General features: G+C 71.3%; 13 protein-coding genes. 5 read left to right on the top strand and 8 right to left on the bottom strand.

The genetic code is table 11. From position 1 onward, the window contains the following. The first annotated feature begins 108 nt into the window (after positions 1 to 108). The gene (locus SMD20_RS35640) at positions 109 to 2,346 is read left to right on the top strand and encodes an Orn/Lys/Arg decarboxylase N-terminal domain-containing protein (RefSeq protein ID WP_329589726.1); all 2,238 of its coding nucleotides are present in this window, start codon (positions 109 to 111) and stop codon (positions 2,344 to 2,346) included. A gap of 1,155 nt (positions 2,347 to 3,501) precedes the next feature. Here SMD20_RS35640 and SMD20_RS35635 read toward each other — a convergent pair. Continuing rightward, a complete protein-coding gene (locus SMD20_RS35635) occupies positions 3,502 to 4,404 on the bottom strand; it encodes a 4-(cytidine 5'-diphospho)-2-C-methyl-D-erythritol kinase (RefSeq protein WP_329589724.1) in 903 nt (300 codons plus the stop codon). Positions 4,405 to 4,619: 215 nt separating this feature from the next. Between SMD20_RS35635 and SMD20_RS35630 the strand changes: the two genes are divergently transcribed. Then, positions 4,620 to 5,684: an arginase family protein gene (locus SMD20_RS35630; RefSeq protein ID WP_329589722.1), complete on the top strand. Its 1,065-nt coding sequence runs from the start codon at positions 4,620 to 4,622 to the stop codon at positions 5,682 to 5,684. On the opposite strand, the gene SMD20_RS35625 is transcribed toward SMD20_RS35630, so the two are convergent. Beyond that, positions 5,657 to 6,328, bottom strand: a complete 672-nt coding sequence (locus SMD20_RS35625; RefSeq protein WP_329589721.1) for an NlpC/P60 family protein — start codon at positions 6,326 to 6,328, stop codon at positions 5,657 to 5,659. The two genes, SMD20_RS35630 and SMD20_RS35625, sit on opposite strands and share 28 nt — an antisense overlap. Positions 6,329 to 7,077: 749 nt before the next feature. Then, the gene (gene rsmA / locus SMD20_RS35620; RefSeq protein WP_442942624.1) at positions 7,078 to 7,917 is read right to left on the bottom strand and encodes a 16S rRNA (adenine(1518)-N(6)/adenine(1519)-N(6))-dimethyltransferase RsmA; all 840 of its coding nucleotides are present in this window, start codon (positions 7,915 to 7,917) and stop codon (positions 7,078 to 7,080) included. A 67-nt stretch (positions 7,918 to 7,984) separates the two neighbouring features. Between rsmA and SMD20_RS35615 the strand changes: the two genes are divergently transcribed. Both SMD20_RS35615 and SMD20_RS35610 read left to right on the top strand, forming a co-directional pair. Then, a complete protein-coding gene (locus SMD20_RS35615) occupies positions 7,985 to 10,078 on the top strand; it encodes a serine/threonine-protein kinase (protein ID WP_329589717.1) in 2,094 nt (697 codons plus the stop codon). Between the two features lie 11 nt (positions 10,079 to 10,089). Next, the gene (locus SMD20_RS35610) at positions 10,090 to 11,271 is read left to right on the top strand and encodes a hypothetical protein (protein ID WP_329589715.1); all 1,182 of its coding nucleotides are present in this window, start codon (positions 10,090 to 10,092) and stop codon (positions 11,269 to 11,271) included. Between the two features lie 5 nt (positions 11,272 to 11,276). On the opposite strand, the gene SMD20_RS35605 is transcribed toward SMD20_RS35610, so the two are convergent. From SMD20_RS35605 to SMD20_RS35590, 4 genes are all read right to left on the bottom strand, one after another. Beyond that, positions 11,277 to 12,191 carry a resuscitation-promoting factor gene (locus SMD20_RS35605; protein WP_329589713.1) on the bottom strand — a complete coding sequence of 305 codons (915 nt, stop codon included), beginning with the start codon at positions 12,189 to 12,191 and terminating at the stop codon, positions 11,277 to 11,279. 100 nt (positions 12,192 to 12,291) lie between these two features. Continuing rightward, complete coding sequence (locus SMD20_RS35600) at positions 12,292 to 13,146, bottom strand: TatD family hydrolase (protein ID WP_329589711.1); 855 nt, start codon at positions 13,144 to 13,146, stop codon at positions 12,292 to 12,294. A 27-nt stretch (positions 13,147 to 13,173) separates the two neighbouring features. After that, positions 13,174 to 14,955, bottom strand: a complete 1,782-nt coding sequence (metG, locus tag SMD20_RS35595; RefSeq protein ID WP_329589709.1) for a methionine--tRNA ligase — start codon at positions 14,953 to 14,955, stop codon at positions 13,174 to 13,176. Between the two features lie 104 nt (positions 14,956 to 15,059). Continuing rightward, the gene (locus SMD20_RS35590; protein WP_329589707.1) at positions 15,060 to 16,280 is read right to left on the bottom strand and encodes a glycosyltransferase family 2 protein; all 1,221 of its coding nucleotides are present in this window, start codon (positions 16,278 to 16,280) and stop codon (positions 15,060 to 15,062) included. Between the two features lie 100 nt (positions 16,281 to 16,380). Between SMD20_RS35590 and SMD20_RS35585 the strand changes: the two genes are divergently transcribed. Further along, positions 16,381 to 17,928: a hypothetical protein gene (locus SMD20_RS35585; RefSeq protein ID WP_329589705.1), complete on the top strand. Its 1,548-nt coding sequence runs from the start codon at positions 16,381 to 16,383 to the stop codon at positions 17,926 to 17,928. On the opposite strand, the gene SMD20_RS35580 is transcribed toward SMD20_RS35585, so the two are convergent. Continuing rightward, entirely contained in the window at positions 17,864 to 19,408 is a 1,545-nt protein-coding gene (locus SMD20_RS35580; RefSeq protein WP_442942623.1) for a dolichyl-phosphate-mannose--protein mannosyltransferase, read from the bottom strand. The genes SMD20_RS35585 and SMD20_RS35580 overlap by 65 nt on opposite strands. Positions 19,409 to 19,445: the final 37 nt, after the last annotated feature.

Here is a 19,445-nt window from a genome sequence, read left to right as displayed (position 1 = left end):
CATTACTGAAAGTTGCCTTACGACTGCCGAGCGTTACCATGATGAGTGGCCGGTGTGACCCTCCCCGGCCTTTCCCCTTTCCCCTTCTCCCCGACCACGGAGTGCCGCATGGAGCGAACGGTTCTGGCCGCCGTCACCGAACGTCCCGACGCCGATTCGGCACTCGCCGAGCAGATCCGCCGCGTCTGCGCCGCGATGGACGAGCTCGGGCTCCATGTGCGCTGGACCCACCGGGCCCACGACGCCCTGGCGGTGGTCGGCTCGGACGCGTCGCTCACGGCGGTGCTGGTGTCGTGGGACGCGCCGGGAGCCGAAGAGCTGCTGGGCGCGGTCGCCAAACGGTTCCGCGGGCTGCCCGTCTTCCTGATGACGCAGGAGCAGGAGCTCCCGCTGTGGGTCTACGAGGTCATCCAGGGCTACGTCTACCCGCTGGAGGACACCCCGCAGTTCATCGCCGGGCGCATCGCCCACGCCGCCGACCAGTACGCCGAGAAAATCCTCCCGCCCTTCTTCGGCGCCCTGCGCCGTCTGCAGGACCACCATCGTTACTCCTGGCACACCCCGGCGCACGCCGGCGGCGTGGCGTTCCTCAAATCGCCTGTGGGCCGGGCGTTCTTCGACTTCTACGGCGAGCGGCTGCTGCGTACCGACCTGTCCATCTCGGTCACCGAGCTGGGGTCGCCGCTCGACCACACCGGCCCCATCGGCGAGGCCGAACGCAACGCCGCCCGCGTCTTCGGCGCCGACCGGACGTTCTTCGTGGTCAACGGCAACTCCACGGCCAACCGCATCGTCGGCCACCACGCCATCGCCCGCGACGACACCGTCCTCGTGGACCGCAACTGCCACAAGTCGGTCCAGCACGCGCTGGCCATCAGCGGCGCCCGCCCGGTCTACCTGGTGCCCGAGCGCAACGGGCTCGGACTGGCCGGGCCGATCCCGCCCGCCGCCCTGGAGGCGGCCGCGATCCGGGCCCGGGTGGCCGCCCACCCTCTCGCCGCCGGCGACCCGACCTACGCCGTGATCACCAACTCGACGTACGACGGGGTGTGCTACGAGGCGGTGCGGGTCGGCGAGCTGCTGGGCGCCAGCGTGCCGCGGTTGCACTTCGACGAGGCGTGGTTCGCCTACGCCCGGTTCAACCCGCTCTACGCCGGCCGCTACGGCATGGCCGTCGACCAGCACACGCTGCCCGGCCCGGGCCGCCCCACCGTGTTCGCCACCCAGTCGACGCACAAACTGCTGGCGGCGCTGTCGCAGGCCGCGATGCTGCACGTCCGCCCCTCTGAGCGGGCGCCGGTCGACTACGACGCCTTCAACGAGACCTACCTCATGCACGCCTCCACGTCGCCGCTCTACCCGATGATCGCCTCCCTGGACGTCGCGGCGGCGATGATGGACGGCCCGTCGGGGCCGTTCCTCACCGGGGAGGCGATCGTCGAGGCCGTCCGGTTCCGGCAGGCGATGACGCGCCTGGCCGCCCGCATCCGCGAGGACGGTACACGGCCCGCCTGGTTCTTCGGCGTATGGCAGCCTCCCGCCGTCACCGACCCGCGCACCGGCAGGACCGTCCCGTTCGCCGACGCCGACCCGGCGCTGCTGTGCTCCGAACCCCGATGCTGGACCCTGGAGGCGGGCGCCGGCTGGCACGGGTTCGACGGCCTGTCCGAGGGCTACTGCCTGCTCGACCCGGTCAAGGTGACGATCACCTGTCCGGGCGCCGACGCCGCCACCGGCACGCTCGACTGGGGCATTCCGGCCCGCGTCGTGGCCGCCTACCTGCAGCGGCGCGGCATCGTGGTGGAGAAGACCGGCGACCACACGCTGCTGGTGCTGTTCTCGATGGGGATCACCAAGGGCAAGTGGGGCACCCTGATCGACGCCCTCACCGACTTCAAGAACGCCTACGACGCCGACCTGCCCCTGGCGGAGGTGCTGCCCGGTTTCGGCCCGCCCGCGATCTCGCTGCAGAAGCTCTGCACCCTGGTCCACGAGAAGCTGCGCGACTCCGGGGTCGGCAAGCTTCTCGACCAGGTCTTCACCTTCCTGCCGGAGCCCGTGGTCACGCCCGCCGACTGCTACCAGGCCATGATCCGAGCCCGCACCGAACGCGTCCCGCTGAGCCGCCTGCCGGGCCGGGTCGCCGCGGCCACGGTCGTCGTCACGCCACCCGGCATCCCCATGCTGATGCCCGGCGAGGCGACCGGCCCCGCCGACGGGCCGCTGATGACCTACCTGCGCGTCCTGGAGGACTTCGACCGGGCCTTCCCCGACCTGGCCACCGACATCCACGGCGCCCACCGTGACACCGACGGCCGCTACTGGGTGGAGGTCCTCAAGAACTGACCACGCGCTCCCGGCCATCCCTGTCGGCGGCTGCGACGCTCACTCGGCGAGGCGCGGAAGGAACGGCCAACGCCCTGAGGGCCGACAGCACGGCGACTTCGCCGTCCGCGTCTGGCTGCTCCGGCAGTCGGCAGCACACCGCCAGGACGACCGAGTCCCGTCGTCCCCTCAAGCCCCCGCGCTTCTGCGTGTACGGGGTGCACCTTCTCAGCTCAAGGGAACCCGGGATCTCGCGCTGGAGGAGGCGGACGGCCGATGACAGGATCACGGTCGACCTGCGCACCGGCCTGAGCGCCGCTCCCGACCCCGAGCACGGCAAGCCAGGACAGCTTCCGGCACGGCGCTCAAGGCCGCCTCGCTGGACGCCGACCTGGCGCATCACGTACGACGCGGCTTCCGCGGGGTCGGTGGAGACGACGGCCGCGCCTGCTCCGCTGGAGAGGTGGAGGTCACCATGGGAGCTGGGGCACGTCGCCGTGTCGGTACCTGTGAGACTCCGGTGTCGTGCTTCCGGATCAGGCGGTGGATCAGCTGCCGGACGTGGCCGACCAGAATGTTCCCTCACGCGGGCTCGCGTCCACAGGGATGCCGCTCACAACCCGCCAGCGTGGAGCCCGCCCTGCGGAACCTGCCCTGCGGAACCTGCCCTGCGGAACCTGCCCTGCGAAACCCGCCCTGCGGAACCCGCTCTGTGTAACCTGCCCTGTGGAACCCATCCCGGTTGAACCCATCCCGGTTGAACCCATCCCGGTGGAACCCATCCCGGTGGAACCCGTCCCGGTGGAACCCACCCTGGCGGAACCCGTCCCGGCGGAACCCACCCCGGCGGAACCCACCCCGGCGGAACCCACCCCGGCGGAACCCACCCCGGCGGAACCCATCCCGGTGGAACCCGCCCTGGTGGAACCCACCACAGCGGAACCCACCCTGGCGGAACCCACCACAGCGGAGCCCACCTTGATGGCCAGGTCGGGACTATGTCGGCCTGGCCATCACGCTGATCGGCTTGGTTGCCGTCCGCATCTACCGCCGCGCGGGGCGGCGAAGAGATCTCTTCTGCGACGGACATCGAGCGGCCCTGCGATCACCCCGGCGGGCCCGCAGCGGCGCATCGACCGTTCCAACGCCGGGAGGCGGGGTGGCGGAATTGCGGGATCAGACCAGGGTCGCGCCGTGGACGGGGCCGTGGGCCGCGACGGCGGTGTGCGCGGCGCCCGTGGCCGTGAGGCTGCCGGCCAAGTCGCGGGCGTGGAGGGCGTCGATGGCGAGGAACGCGCAGGTAGGGCCGGAGCCGGAGACGATGGCGCCCAGCGCGCCGTGCTGGCGACCGGCCTCCAGCGTAGGAGCGAGCTCCGGACGCAGGTTGAGCGCGGCGGGCTGGAGGTCGTTGCTGAGGTGGGAGCCGAGGGAGTAGGCGTCGCCGGTGCCCAGGGCCTCCAGGAGGGAGTCGTTGAGCTGCGGCCAGGGCACCTCCGCCGCCTCGGCGGCCCGGAGCCGGTCGCATTCGGCGTACACGCTGGCGGTGGAGAGGCCGCCGTCGGCGAGCGCGAAGACCCAGTGGAACGTGCCGCCCGTCGGCAGCTCGCTCAACTGCTCACCCCTGCCGGTGCCGACGGCGGTGCCGCCGAGCAGGGAGAACGGGACGTCGCTGCCGAGATCCCCGGCGATCTCCATCAGATCGTCGAACGGCAGGCCAAGCCCCCAGAGCTCGTTGCAGGCCACCAGGGCGCCGGCGGCGTCGGCGCTGCCGCCCGCCATGCCGCCCGCCACCGGGATGTCCTTGTTGATGATCAGGTCTGCGCCGTAGGTGCGTCCCGCGTGCTTGGCGAGGGCGCGGGCAGCGCGGATCGCCAGGTTGCTGTCGTCCACCGGCACCTGGTCGGCCCACTTGCCGTTGACCGACACGGTGATGGACTCGGACTCCTTGGCCACCACCTCGTCGAAGATCGACACGGCGTGGAAGACGTTGACCAGGTCGTGGTAGCCATCATCCCTGAGCGGGCCGACAGAAAGCTGCACGTTGACCTTCGCGGGCACACGTACGGTCACCGAACTCATCGATCTTCTGCCACTCTCATCGCTTGCCGGGGTCAAGGACACTCGATGTTATCGGTGCCCGGAGCCCTGACATGCGGTTCTCGAAAGATGAGCCCCGGAACGGCCGGATCCTCGGCACGTAGGGTCAGGTTGGTGACCATTTGCCCCCATGCTGTGCAGTTACGACGGGTGATGGCAGACGTGTGGTCTCGCGAGCCTAAGGGCGGTTTGTAGCGATGTTGCGGAAGGTTGCGGTTGTCGAAGTGCCGCAGTGGCGGGGGTCTGGGTCGCGTACGGCGGAGCGGCTGCGCGAAGGGGCGCGGGTCGTCGCCGACCTGGTCAACACGGCGACGGTGCGCGTGGTGGGCGAGGCCCCGCACAGGGTCCGGGTAGCGGTCGAGGACGGGAGCTCGGGCCTCGCGGCAGCTCGGCTGCCGCCAACGACCGAGGACAGCGATCCTGTCACGACAGCGACACGGGCGCAGGCAGCGGGCGAAGACGACAGTCCTGCCGCGACAGCGGCACAGATGCGGGCAGCGGTCGAGGACGGCGGTCCTGCCGCGGCGGCGGCATGGGTGCGGGCAGCGGTCGGGGACGGGAGTTTGGGGGTTGTGGCGGCTCGGGTGCGGGCTGCGGTTGAGGGGGTCGGCGATGGGGTGTTGGTCGTCGTCGTAGGCGGGGACTGCGGGGTGGAGTTGGAGCCTGTGTCGGCGGCGCGCAGGCGGTACGGCGATCGACTGGTGGTGGTGTGGTTCGACGCCCACGGCGACCTGAACACACCGGAGTCGTCGCCGTCGGGCGCCTATCACGGGATGGTGCTGCGGGCGCTCACGGGCGAGGGGCCGGAAGGGTTGGCGGCCGAGCAGCCGCTGGAGCCGCGGCGGATCGTGCTGGCCGGGGTGCGGGATCTCGACCCGCCGGAGGCGGCCTTCGTGACGCAAGCCGGAATCCGGTGGGTGACGATGGCGGCGACGGAGACGGCGGAGGCTCTTCTCGCGGCGATCGAGGCGGCGGGCGGTCCGGACGCCGCCGTGTACGTGCACATCGACCTCGACGTGCTCGACCCGGAGGTCTTCCGGAGCGTGGGGTGTCCTACACCTGGTGGCATGCATCCTGAGCGGCTGCTTTCGTTGGTGACGGCGATCGGCGGTCGGTTCGAGGTGGCCGGGCTCGGGCTCATGGAATATGAGGCCGGCGACCTTGGAGACGAGCCGGACGTGGATCGGGAAGTGCTGGCGGAGCTGGTCGGCGGGGTGGTGGCTGCCGTCGCCGGTCATCCCGGGCGTACGGCGCCTCGGTAGACGGCGCGGTAGTAGGAGGACTTGGCGAAGCTCGTCGTGCGGACCACGTCGCCGGTCTTGGGGGCGTGGACCATCAAGCCGCCGCCCAGGTAGAGGGCCACGTGCGTGGGGTCGGCTCGGCCACCGCCGAAGAAAAGGAGGTCGCCGGCGCGGCGGGCGGTGCGGCTGATCCTGCGGCCCTGGCGGAACTGGGCCCCGGTGTAGTGGCCCAATCGCACACCGGCTCTCGACCAGGCGTAGAGGGTGAGGCCGCTGCAGTCGAAGCCGCGGGTCGCTGCGCCTCTGCCGATGCCGAGAGTGGGGCCCTTCGCCGAGCCGCCGCCCCAGGAGAAGGAGACGCCGAGTTGGGCCAGGGCCGCGGAGGCGGCGATCTGGCCTCTCGTGAGTTTCCTCTTGATGGCTTTCTTTCTGGTGAGGCGTTTCTTGGTGGGGCGGGTAGCTTCGGCCGCCGTCGCCGCCGCCATGGTCGTGGTCGCGGTGGCTTCGGTGGCGGCGGCCAGGGCTGTGGTGGCGGTGGCGGTGGCGGTGAAGAGGGCGCAGGCCAGGGCGGCGGTACAGGCCAGGGGGCGGGGAGCGGCCGCGCGGGCATCAGGGGCGGCGGGTGAGGTGGCGGCGGGAGACGCTGCGGTGCTGATGCGGGTCATTCGGAACATTCGGGACATCCGGGCCTCCGTGGTCGTGAACGAGAACGAGAACGCGAACGAGGTGAGGCCAGGGTCCTGCGGAATGGTGGGTGGCCGAGGGGCCGAACGGGATTCTGTGGATGAGGGGTGGGTGGGGTGGATGCCTGTGGACAGGGAACGGCAGGCGGCGTCGGCCTGGCGATCTTGCCGGGCGGAGGCTCAGCACCTCGGGGGGCGAAGGCCTGGCGAGCTCGGGGGGCGAAGGCCTGGCGAGCTCGGGGGGCGAAGGCCTGGCGAGCTCGGGGGGCGGAGGCCTAGCGAGCGCGCCGGTTGGTTGAAGCGCAGGTCAGCACCCGGGCAGCTTTGCGGCGAGCAAGCCGGCGCACGTCAGGTCTGCGCGGGCAGGTCGGCGCCCGGCGGCTGGCCGATGCATGGACAGATGCTGCGACGGCTTTGCCTGAGTCGGCCGACGCCCGGCCGCACGGGCAGGGCTCCTGGCCGCACGGGCCGGGGCCCCAACGGCATGGGGATTCCAAGGGCACGGGACCCAGCGGCGCGAGGTCCAACGCACGAGCCGATGGCGCAGGGGCCGACGCCACGAGGTCCGGTGGCACAGGGGCCGACGGCGCAGGGGCCGACGGCGCGGGTGGCGTCCGCGCGGGTGGCGTCGGAGCCGGGGGCGACGGCTCAGGGTCCAACTGCGTGGGATTCAAACGCGCGGGATCCAACGGCGCGGGTGGCGTCGGAGTGGGTGGGTCGTGCGAGGTGGGTTAGGGCTTGAGTTCGGCGATGCGGGTGAAGGCGGTGATGTCGAGTTGTTCGCCGCGTGCAGACGGGTCCACGCCGGCCGCGCGCAGGATGTTCTCCGCCTCGGGGGCGCTGCCCGCCCAGGAGGCCAGGGCGGCGCGCAGGGTCTTGCGGCGCTGGGCGAAGGCGGCGTCCACGACGGCGAAGACCTGCTCGCGGGTGGCCTTCGTGGTCGGCGGCTCGCGGCGGGCGAGGGAGACCAGGCCGCTGTCGACGTTGGGGACGGGCCAGAAGACGGTGCGGCCGACCGGGCCGGCCCGCCGTACGTCGGCGTACCAGGCGGCCTTGACCGACGGCACACCGTACACCTTGGAGCCGGGACCGGCGGCGAGGCGGTCGGCGACCTCGGACTGCACCATGACCAGCCCCTTGCGCAGGGACGGGAGGGCCTCCAGGAGGTGGAGGACGACGGGGACGGCCACGTTGTACGGCAGGTTCGCCACCAGAGCCGTCGGTACGTGGCCGCCGAGGTCGGCGGGCGTGATCTTCATCGCGTCGGCGTTGACGACCGTGAGGCTGTCGGCCAGACCGCGTTCGGCGACCGTGACGGGGAGCTGGGTCGCGAGCACCGGGTCGATCTCGACGGCCACCACATGCGCGGCCGACGGCAGCAGGGCCAGGGTGAGCGAGCCGAGCCCGGGGCCGACCTCGATGACCACGTCGTCGGCCGAGAGCTCGGCCACCCGGACGATCCGGCGGACGGTCCCCGCGTCGATCACGAAGTTCTGGCCGAGCTTTTTCGTCGGACGAAGATTTAGCTTGTCCGCCAAATTACGTATTTCTGCAGGGCCCAACAGGCTCATCATCCAACCAGTCTCCCGCATCGAAGAACTGGAGATGGCGGATGGGGAGACCAAAGGAGAGGATGGCGTGGAACAGGAAGGGACGTCCCTCATGGAGCCAACGGGCGCCGCGCCGCTCCGTCCGACAGACCTGCGGGAGATCGGCCCGTACCGCCTGCTGGGGCGACTCGGCGAAGGCGGCATGGGGACCGTCTTCCTCGCCCGCGCGCCCACCGGCCGCTTCGTCGCGCTCAAGATCGTGAAGGCGGAGTTCGCCAACCAGGAGGGGTTCGCGGCGCGGTTCCACGCGGAGGTGGAGAACGCGCGGCGCGTGGCGTCGTTCTGCACCGCTCAGGTGCTGGACAACGGCAACACCGGCGACGGCCGTCCCTTCATGGTCACCGAGTACATCGCGGGCACCCCGCTCTCCGAGCAGATCGCCAAGTTCGGGGCACTGGACCCGGGGCCGTTACACGGCGTCGGCCTCGGCGTGGCGGCGGCGCTGGCCGCGATCCACGTGGCCGGGCTGGTGCACCGCGACCTCAAGCCGGCCAACGTCATCCTCTCCCTGTCCGGGCCCCGTGTGATCGACTTCGGGATCGCGCGGGCGCTCGACCGGGAGACCGGGTTCACGATGTCGGGCGAGCTGCTGGGCAGCCCCGGGTGGTGGGCCCCCGAGCAGGTGCGCGGGGAGGCGATCAGCCCGGCCGTCGACATCTTCGCCTGGGGCTGTCTCATCGCGTACGCGGGCAACGGACGGCACCCGTTCGGGCGTGGCGACCCCATCACGATGGCCCACCGCGTGCTCAACACGCCGCCGGACCTGGGCGCGCTGCCCGCTCCGCTCAACGAGCTCGTACGCCTGGCCACCTCGATGGAGCCGGCGGCACGCCCCACCGCGCAGGACCTGCTGATCGCGCTGGTCGGCGGGAACACACCGGCACCGTCGATCAACCCGCCGACGCTGGTCGCCACCGAGATGCTCAACGACTGGCAGCCGCCGAGGAACGTGGTGGACGAGCCGGACATCACGGCCACATTCACGACGCCGCCGCCGGGGGACGCCGCACAACGGGGGCCGACCGGTGCAGGGGCAGGGGCAGGCCGCTTATCCGACGCCGGGCAATCCTCGCCGTCCGGCGCATCTCCCGGGTCCTCCGGGCGGGGGCAGGCGGCGTTCGAGGAGTTGGCTCGGAGGGAGGAGCTGGCGGCCAAGGAAGAGCTGGCCCGCTGGCCCACCCCCCAGGGCGACGGGCAGCAGGACGGTGGCGCTGGTCCCGGACGTGTACGCGGCCTGTTCAAGCGCAAGAGCGGCGAGCAGGGGCCCGAAGGGGACAGTGGCGAGGGCGACGGGCCGGGGATTCCGCCGACCGGCACGGCAGCCACGATCTCGGCCACCGATCCCCCCGGCCCCACCCCCCACGAGTCCTTAGGCCGGACCCGCCAGGACTCGGCCGGGCGTCCGGTTCAGGACCGGAGCGGCCGGCCGTCCGGGCGGGCGGGTGAGGCGTGGGGCCTTGGGGGGGTGCCCGCGCGGGAGCAGTTGCAGCGAATGGCGCATTCCGAGCAGCGCGCCGCCGACACCCAGCCGGGCGACCGGCGCACCGCCGTCTCCCCCGAGCCGCTGCCGAACGAGCCCGACACCCTCGGCGGCGACCGTACCGCGGGCACCCGCTGGCTGATCGCCGCCGCGGCGGCCGTGCTGGCCATCGTGGTCACGGTGGGGGTGCTGATCGTGACGTCCGGCCGCGGCCCCGGCACCTCGACCGCTGGCGGCGGCCCGTCGCAAACCGCGACCACCAGCTCTCCACCGAACGACGTGGGCCGTAGGTTCCCGCTGGGCGGCGAGCTCGACGACCCGATCGCGATCATCTCGTCCGCGCCTCGGTGCGGGCTGAAGGAGTACGAGGGCAAGGTCGCCACCCAGGGCCAGCTCTGCGTGATCCGCTGGACGATGCTCAACCCGGGCGGCGAGCGCAGGACGCTGGTCCAGCCGGTGGTCACGCTGGTCGACGACCGCGGCGGCGAGCACGACCCGGCCGCCGTCACGCTGCCCCCGGCGATCCTGCCGGGCGCGCGGGTGGACAGCGCGTTCGTGTTCGACCTGGCGACGTACCGCAGGCCGGTCAAGCTGACGGCGACGATGCTGGAGAACGGCAAGCAGATCGAGGTGGCGTTGTGAGACTCGGGGGCATGCCCGTGGCGCTGCTGCTGGTCGTGGGTACGACGGTGATGCCGGTGGCGGCGCGGGCGGCGGCCTGCGTCACGCCCGCCGACTTCGACGGCGACGGTGTGGACGACGTGGCGGTGGGCGATCCGTTCGCCGACGACGACAAGGGCGCGGTGCAGGTGGTGTCGGGCGGCAAGGTGGTGCCGGTGCGCGTTCCCGGCCTGGCGACGGGCGACGGGTTCGGCTGGTCGGTACGGCTGGCGAACGTGGACGGCGACCCCTGCGCCGACCTGGTCGTCGGGGCGCCGTACGCGGACGTGGGCGGCGAGCAGGACGCGGGGGCGGTGTACGTGATCTACGGTGGCGGCACCCGCGCGCCGGTGCGCCTGACGGCGGCGCAGCCGCAGCGGTCCGCGCACTTCGGCTGGTCGCTGGCGGCGCGGGGCGACCTGCTGGCGATCGGCGCGCCGTACGAGGACGACGAGCAGTTCACCGACGCCGGCGCCGTCCACGTGCGCAAGGGCGAGGGAGAGCTGCGCAGGATCAGCCAGGAGAGCGTGGACGTACGCGGCAACAGCGAGATCGGCGACCAGTTCGGCTGGTCGATGGCCTGGGGGCCGAAGAACGCGCTGCTCGTCGGCGTGCCGTACGAGAACGACGACGGCGCGGGCCGCCAGGTCGAGGCCGGCAAGATCAATTCGGGTGCGGCGGTGTTCCTCGACGACGTGTTCGCGGCGAAGCTCACCAGCCTCAAGCTCGACTCCCCCACCGCCCGCAGCGGCGACCGCTACGGCTACGCGGTCGCCTACTCCGAGGGCTCCGGGTACGCGATCAGCTCGCCGGGCGCCGGCAGCGTGCAGCTGCTCAACCCGGCCAAAAAGGTCATCAGGACGGTCAAGCAGGGCGGCAAGGACGGGTTCGGCTTGGCGCTGGCGGCCTCGGCCGACGGCAGGCTGGCCATCGGCGCCCCGTACGGGGGCGGCGTACGCGTCGTCTCGTGGCGCGACGCCGCCGAGGACCGCAGGCTGGCGGAGGCCGAGGGGCTGTTCGGCTGGTCGGTGACGTTCAGCGGCAACAAGCTGTTCGTGGGGCAGCCGGACGCGCGGCCGGCCGGGCAGGTGGCGGTGGCCGGGCGCAACGCCGAGAGCCTGGAGACGGTGAGACCGCCCAAAGGCGCCCAGTTCGGGGTGTCCGTCGCCGGATGACAGGGTCAGGGGCGGGCGAAGAGGCGGGCGCCGCAGCTCGGCCACTGGCCCTGCCAGCGCCCCGCCACCTGCTGGTAGAGCAGTTGCGCCCGGTACGTCTGCTCCTCCTCCGGCCAGTCCGACGGCAGCCCCGGCCCGCCGACGGCCTTCCACATCGGCACGCTGAACTGGTACATCCCGTAGTAGGGCCCTTCCGCGTTGTACGCCCGCGGATCGCTCTTCGACACGCACTCCGCCAGCGCCCGCCAGTTGAGCGCGGCGACCGCCGGATCGACCGGATCGGTACGCGGCGGCCTGACCGTGATGACCGTCCCGTCCTTGGGGAAGCTGGTGAGCGGCGGCTCCACCAGGTAGCCGCGGCCGAGGCCGACGCGCTCCTGCCGCAGCACCTCGCGCACGGTCCTGGCGGTGGTGCGGGCGGCCAGGCGGGTTGCCCCGGCGACGACGTACACCTTGCGCCGGGTGTAGACGGTCAGCGCCATCCCGGACAGCGGCACGGCCTCGTCGGGGGGCGCGGAGACCCGGCCGGCGGCGGCGGGGATGGCCAGCTCGGCGAGGGCGCCGGCCACGTCGGTGCTGGTGACCAGGTGCTCGCTGGTGCGGCCGTCGAGTGTCAGGGTGATGGGGCGGGCGCGGCGCACCTCGATCGTGGCCCCGTCGGCGAGCGGCTGCTGGGCGGGCGGGCGCACCACGTCGCCGTAGCCGAGCGCCACGCCGGCGTCGCCGAGCGCGTCACGTACCGAGGCGGCGAAGCTCCGCACCGCCGTCCGCTTGCCGTCCACGACCACGACCACGTCCTTGGCCATGGCCGAGGTGACGACGATCGCCGCCACCACCGCGCCGCCCGCCAGGCACACCACGAGCGTCCAGGGGGAGCGCCACGGGATCGGCGGGCGCGGCTTACGCCTTCTGCCACGCACGTACCACCTCCGGTCACACGCCACCTCCGATGACGGAGAGTGACCGCCCGAACGTTAACCGCGGCACCGCGCTCGCCTCTACCTCTTCACCGAAAAATGGTCACCAGTCGCCGAAGACCTTGACTCCGTTGGCGTTGATCGCCGCGCAGAGGTCGGCGAGCTGGACTCCCTTGACCTCGGCCAGGCAGCGGAGGGTGAGCGGGATGAGGTAGGGGGCGTTGGGCTTGCCCCGGTGCGGGACCGGCGGCAGGTAGGGCGCGTCGGTCTCGACCAGCACCAGCTCCAGCGGCGCGGCCGCGGCGGCCGCGCGCAGGTGGTCGGCGTTCTTGTACGTCACCGGCCCGGAAAATGACATGAAATATCCGGCGTCGGCGCACTTTTTCGCCATCTCGGCGTCACCGGAGTAGCTGTGGAACACCACCTTGTCCGGCGCGCCCTCCTCCGCCAGCACCCTGAGCACGTCGTCGTGCGCGTCGCGATCGTGGATCACCAGGGCCTTGCCGGTGCGCTTGGCGATCTCGATGTGCGCGCGGAAGCTCGCGTGCTGGTCGTCCTTGCTCGCCCAGTCGCGGAAGTAGTCGAGCCCGGTCTCCCCCACGGCCCGCACCTCGGGCCGCCCGGCCAGCGCCTCGATCTCGGCCAGCGCCTCGGGCGTCGCGGCGTGCGCCTCGTTGGGGTGGATGGCGACGCCCGCGACCACGTCCTCGTGCTCGGCGGCCGCCTGGGCGCACCAGCGGGAGGAGTCGAGGTCGTAGCCGATCGTGACGAGCCGGGTGACGCCGACCGACCGGGCGTCCTCCAGGATGCTCCGCACGCTCGCCGAGGCCGCCTGCGCGGCCTGGGCGACGGGATCTCCGGAGGACGCCTGCCGGTTGCCCACCATGACGTCGAGATGGCAGTGGCTGTCGAAGACGGGCTCCGGCAGCGGCTCGGGCGGGGCGGGAAGCTTGCTCACGCCTCCTAAACTAGTGCGCCCGCGAGGTCACCCCTCCAGCCGGGCCAGCTCCTCCTCCACGACCTTGGGGTCGAGCTTCTTGAACAGCGGAACCGGCGCGGTGAGCGGCGTGCCCGGCTTGATCGGGCGGTGCTCCCAGCGGGCCGCGCCGTCGTAGTCGCCGGTGATGATCGGGTAAGACTGGCCGCCGTCCTCGTCGACCTCGCGGATCTCCGGCATGCCGGACCAGACGCCCTCGCCGCCCAGCATGGCGTGGACCTTGTTGGAGGAGGAGGGCAGGAACGGCGTGAGCATGGTCTTGGCGTCGTCGACGACCTGGAGCGCGACGTGCAGGATCGACTTCTGCCGCTCCGGGTCGTCCTTGAGCTTCCACGGCTCCTGCTCGGCGAGGTAGCGGTTGGCCTCGCGGACGACGTCGAACGCCTCGGTGATGGCGTTCTTGAAGCGGGACCTGCCGAGCTCCTGACCCACCGGCGCGAACGCGTTGCGCGAGCGCTCCAGCAGCGCCCGGTCGGCGTCGGTCAGCTCGCCCGCCTCGGGGACGGCGCCGAAGTTTTTGGCCGCCATCGAGATGGACCGGTTGACCAGGTTGCCCCAGGCCGCGACCAGCTCGCCGTTGTTGCGGTTGACGAACTCCTGCCAGGTGAAGTCGGTGTCCTGGTTCTCCGGGCCGGCCACGGCGATGTAGTAGCGCAGCGCGTCGGCGTCGTAGCGCGCGAGGAAGTCGCGCACGTAGATGACGATCTGCCGGGAGGAGGAGAACTTGCGGCCCTCCATCGTCAGGAACTCGCTGGAGACCACCTCGGACGGCACGTCGAGCGCGCCCAGCGCGCCCGGCCGGCCGCCGCGGGCGCCCTGGCCGTTGTAGCCGAACAGCATCGCCGGCCAGATCTCGGCATGGAAGACGATGTTGTCCTTGCCCATGAAGTAGTAGCCGCGGGCGTCGGGGTTCTGCCACCACTGGCGCCAGGCGTCGGGGTCGCCGGAGCGGCGGGCCCACTCGACGGAGGCCGACAGATAGCCGATCACCGCGTCGAACCACACGTAGAGGCGCTTGTTGGGCTGGTCGCGCCAGCCGTCCAGCGGGATCGGCACGCCCCAGTCGAGGTCGCGGCTGATCGCCCGCGGCTGCAGGTCGCCGAGCAGGTTGAGGGCGAACTTCAGCACGTTGGGCCGCCACTCGCCCTGCTTGGACTGCAGGTAGCCGCCGAGCACCTCGGCGAAGGCGGGCAGGTCGAGCATGAAGTGCTCGGTCTCGACGAACGCGGGCGTCTCGCCGTTGATGCGGCTCTTGGGGTTGATGAGCTGGATCGGGTCGAGCTGGTTGCCGCAGTTGTCGCACTGGTCGCCGCGGGCCCCGTCGTAGCCGCAGATGGGGCAGGTGCCCTCGATGTAGCGGTCGGGCAGGGTGCGGCCGGTCGAGGGCGAGATGGCGCCCATCGTGGTCTTCGGGAAGATGTAGCCGTTGGCGTGCAGGCCCTTGAAGATCTCCTGCGTGATCGCGTAGTGGTTCTTCGTGGTGGTCCTGGTGAACAGGTCGTAGGACAGGCCGAGGCCGGTCAGGTCTTCGGCGATGACGCGGTTGTAGCGGTCGGCCAGCTCCCTGGCGGTGACGCCTTCCTTGTCGGCCTGCACCTGGATGGGCGTGCCGTGCTCGTCGGTGCCTGACACCATCAGCACCTTGTTGCCCGCCATCCGCTGGTAGCGGCTGAAGACGTCGGACGGCACGCCGAACCCGGAGACGTGCCCGATGTGGCGGGGGCCGTTCGCGTAGGGCCACGCGACGGCGGTCAAGATGTGCTGGGACATGTTCCTAAGCCTACGGCGATCCCCGTCCGGCTCGGACCCGTTCCCCCGTTACGGCGCGACGCGCCGGAGCGGCCCGCCCCGGCGCGTCGTACGGCAAAGAAAAACTAGGCCGGGCTTTCCTCGCGGGTGACGGCCTGGGCAGCCTCCTCAGCGACGGCGGCGACGTGGTCGACGGGCGTCTCGCGGGTGCGGCGGATGCCGAGGATGCTGACGAACAGCGCGGCGAAGATCGTCTGGAAGCTCATGATCAACGCGGTGGCGGACGGCACCACCAGGCGCAGCGACTCGCGCGGGTCGAGCTCGCCGAAGCTGCGCACCTGCCAGTGGACCAGCGACATGACCAGGCCGACCACGCCGGCGAGCGCCAGCAGGCCGCCGACCACGAGGCCCTTCTCCAGGGTCACGATGTCGATGATCCTGCGGATGCGTGGCGACTCGGGCAGGAAGCCCTCCTCGGCCGCGTAGACCTTCGTGAACAGCGCGAACAGCGCCGCCTGGAAGCCGATGACCACCAGCGCCGACGATCCGACCAGGGTGTCGACGTCGAAGGCCAGCTCGCCGATCTCGACAGGCCCGAAGGTGAGCAGCGTGCCCGCCACCAGGCCGATGATCATCATCGCGACGCCGGGGTAGAAGAACAGCCACTTGGGGCTGTAGAGCAGCAGGAAGCGCAGGTGGCGCCAGCCGTCGCGCCAGGAGCGCAGGTGCGGCGGGCGGGAGCGGCCGTCGGGCGAGAGCGTCGTCGGCACCTCGCGCACGTCGAGCCCCGACAGCGTGGCGCGCACCACCATCTCGGAGGCGAACTCCATGCCGCCCGTCTGCAGGTGCAGCTTCAGGATCGAGTCGCGGCGGAAGCCGCGCAGGCCGCAGTGGAAGTCGCCGATGGCGGACGGGAAGAACAGCCGCCCGATGAACGACAGCACCGGGTTGCCCAGGTAGCGGTGGAGCGGCGGCATGGCTCCCGGGGCGATGCCCCCCTTGAACCGGTTGCCCATGACCAGATCGGCGCCGTCACGGAGCTGCTCCACGAACGGCAACAGGGCCGTGAAGTCGTAGGAGTCGTCAGCGTCGCCCATGATGACGAATTTGCCGCGAGCTGCCCTGATGCCGCCCATGAGGGCGTTGCCATAACCCTTGGCGTCGACGTGCACCACCCTCGCGCCGGCATCGCGGGCAAGCTGTTGCGAACCGTCCGTGCTGCCGTTGTCGGCGATCAGCACCTCGCCCTCGATGCCGTGCTCCTCCATGCACGCCAGGGCTTTGCGCACACAGACTTCCACGGTCTCCGCCTCGTTGAGGCAGGGCATGACCACCGTCAGTTCCACGTGTCTACCCTTCAAGATAAGACTCATCCAGTGGACCATCATGCACTCTGCCCGAGGATGCTCGGGTCAAGACCGAGAAACGACTGGCATTCTTTACAGCATGGTGAGCGTCGCGGAGATTACTCCTGTGGACCACTCCGCTCCAGGCCGGGCAGCGCGCCTGCTGTCCTTCGTGCGCCGGCATCGGGTGTTCGCCGCGGCTTTCGGCGTCGGCGCCGTGCTGCGGCTCATCACCATGCTCGGCTACGGGCCGGCCATGTGGTTCAACGACTCCTACGAGTACGTCTCGGTGGCGCTGCACCCGCGCCCGCACCCGATCAGGCCCGACGGCTACAGCTTCTGGCTGATGCTGCTCAAGCCGTTCCACAGCTTCGCGCTGGTGACGTTCGCGCAGCACCTGATGGGGCTGGCCACGGCCTGCCTGATCTACGCCCTGCTGCGGATCAAGTTCCGGCTGCCGAAGTGGGGCGCGACGCTGGCCGCCGCGCCCGTGCTGTTCGACGCCTACCAGATCCAGCTCGAACAGCTCGTGATGTCCGACACGCAGTTCACGCTGCTCGTGGTGGGCGTCATCACGCTGGTGCTGTGGAAGCGGCGGCTGACGTGGCAGGCCGGGGCGGTGATCGGGTTCCTGCTCGCGCTGACCTGGCTGACGCGCTCGATCGGGCTGCCGATCCTGGCGCTGGTCGTGCTCTACCTGCTGGTCAAGCGGACGGGCTGGCGGCCGATCACGGCGCTGGTCACCGCGTGCGCGATCCCGGTGCTGGCGTACATGGGGTGGTTCGCCTCGGCGTACGGCAAGTTCGCGATGACCAACAGCGACGGCCTCATCCTCTACATGCGCACGGCGATCTTCGCCGACTGCGAGAAGATGAGCTTCGACAAGTACAAAGAGGTCCAGCTCCTGCTGCTGTGCATCAACGACCCGGTCAACGAGCGCAAGGACTACGCGCAGTGGTACCTCTGGGGCCAGGGCAACGGCGACGGCCAGGGCACCGGCGAGGTCCTGCACCGCTGGGGCGTCCAAAAGAAGTGGAGCGAGATCACCAACGACGCGGCCAGCGCGTTCGCCACCCGGGCGATCCTGTCGCAGCCGGGTGACTACCTCAAGGTCGTGGCGAGGGACTTCTTCCGCTCCTTCCACTGGTCGCGCCCGCGTTTCCCCGACGAGTCGACCTACAACATGTACCAGTTCAAGCCGTACGTCGAGCTCGACGAGAACGGCCAGCCGAAGCGGCTGCCGAAGTGGTCGTCGTACGCGGGCGGGCGCACCGACACCGACGCCTTCAGCTACGAGCAGGGCCCGCCGGAGACCAGGATCACGCACCCGTGGGCCGACATCATGGCCGGCTACCAGAAGGTGTTCTACCTGCCCGGTATCGTGCTCGGCGGCGTCCTGCTGGTCGGCCTGTACGGCGTGGTGGTGCGCTGGCGCACGTTCGGCGGCCCGGTGGTGCTGCCGTGGCTGGGCGCGGTGGGCCTGCTGCTGGCCCCGGCGGCGACGGCGGAGTTCGACTACCGCTACGTGCTGCCGGCCGTCCCGCTGGCCTGCGTCGCGGCGGCGATCACGCTGCGCAAGGGCGTCACTTGGGGGCGGAGGTCACCCAGGAGCGCATCAGCATCCGAGCCCACCACTCTGCGTGTGTGATCGTCTCGGCGGTCAGCACCGGCTGGAGCCACCAGAAGTTGATGAGCACGACGAGCGCGAACGCCCCGGCGACGGCGGCCCCGACGGCCCGCCGCGCGGGCGGGGCGTCCTCCCTGCCGAGCACGAGCCCCGCGGCCAGCGTGGCCGCCAGCACCATGAACGGCACCACGGGCAGCAGGTAGAACAGGTACATCGTGCGGTCGTCGGCGATGGCGTAGTAGAACCACGGCAGCCAGCCGGCCGCCACGGCGAGCAGCACGGCGCCGGCCCGCCAGTCGCGGATCGCGGCATACCTGACGATCAGGGCGAGGACGGCGAGGACGGCGCCGTACCAGAGGGCTGGGGTGCCGACGCCGAGCACGGCCTGCGAGCAGGCGCTCGCGCCGCAGGCCGACGGCGGCAGGCCGGACGGGTAGTGGAACGAGACCGGGCGTAACAGCAGCGGCCACGACCACGGCTCCGACATGTACGGGTGATAGTCGTCCAGCCCGCTGTGGAAGCCGAGCACCTGGGTCTGGTAGCCGAACCAGGACCGTAACGAGGCGACGACGAAGTGGATCGGCCCCGACGAGGTGGCCCCCTCCCAGTCCCGCCCCCAGCCGAGCGGTGACGCGAACCACCCGGTCCAGCTCGCCAGGAACACCACGGCGGGCAGCAGCCCCATCGCGGCCACCCCGCCCGGCAGGTCGTACGTCAGCGTCCCCCGGTAGGCCCGCCGCGCCCCTGTCACCCGCCTGGCCCCGGCGTCCCACACGAGCGACAGCACCGCGAAGGCGACGAGGAAGAAGATCCCCGACCACTTGACGGCGCAGGCCGCGCCCAGGCAGGCGCCGGCCGCGAGCCGCCACGGCCGCGCGCCGAGCCGGGGGCCGAGCTCGCCGAGCGGCCCGCGCTCGGCGTGGCCGGCCAGCAGCCCCCGCGTACGGTCACGGTCCACGACCAGGCAGGCGAACCCGGCCAGCACCCAGAAGGTGAGGAAGATGTCCAGCAGCGCCGTACGGGAGAAGACCAGGTGCAGGCCGTCGAGCGCGAGCAGCAGCCCGGCGAGGCAGCCGAGCAGGGTGGAGCGGGTCATCCGGCGCGCGACCCTGGCGAGCACCAGGATCGACAGCGTGCCGACCAGCGCCGCGGCGAACCGCCAGCCGAAGGGGTTCACCCCGAACAGCCACTCGCCGGCGGCGATCATCCACTTGCCGAGCGGCGGGTGGGCGACGAACGAGGCGCAGTCGGCAGGCTCGCCGCACTGGCGGAAGATGTCGAGGTTTCCCGCGATGATCCTGCGGTCGGCGACGGGGTTCTTGGCGTCCCCCAGCGTGGTCCGCTCGACGCCGAACCTGAGCAGCGAGTACGCGTCCTTCATGTAGTAGGTCTCGTCGAAGACGACGGCGTGGGGCGCGCCGAGCCGGGTGAAGCGGAGCACGCCGCCGAAGACGGCGACGAGGAGCGGGGCGAGCCATCCCACGAGCGGGGAGCCCTGCATCGGCGGGACCAACCGTTGCCGCGAGACACCCCAATTG

It is taken from the genome of Nonomuraea sp. LP-02 (assembly GCF_036289125.1).
Lineage (GTDB): Bacteria > Actinomycetota > Actinomycetes > Streptosporangiales > Streptosporangiaceae > Nonomuraea > Nonomuraea bangladeshensis.
Note: the sequence above shows the minus strand (reverse complement) of the source record. Positions and strands in the feature narration are given on the sequence as shown.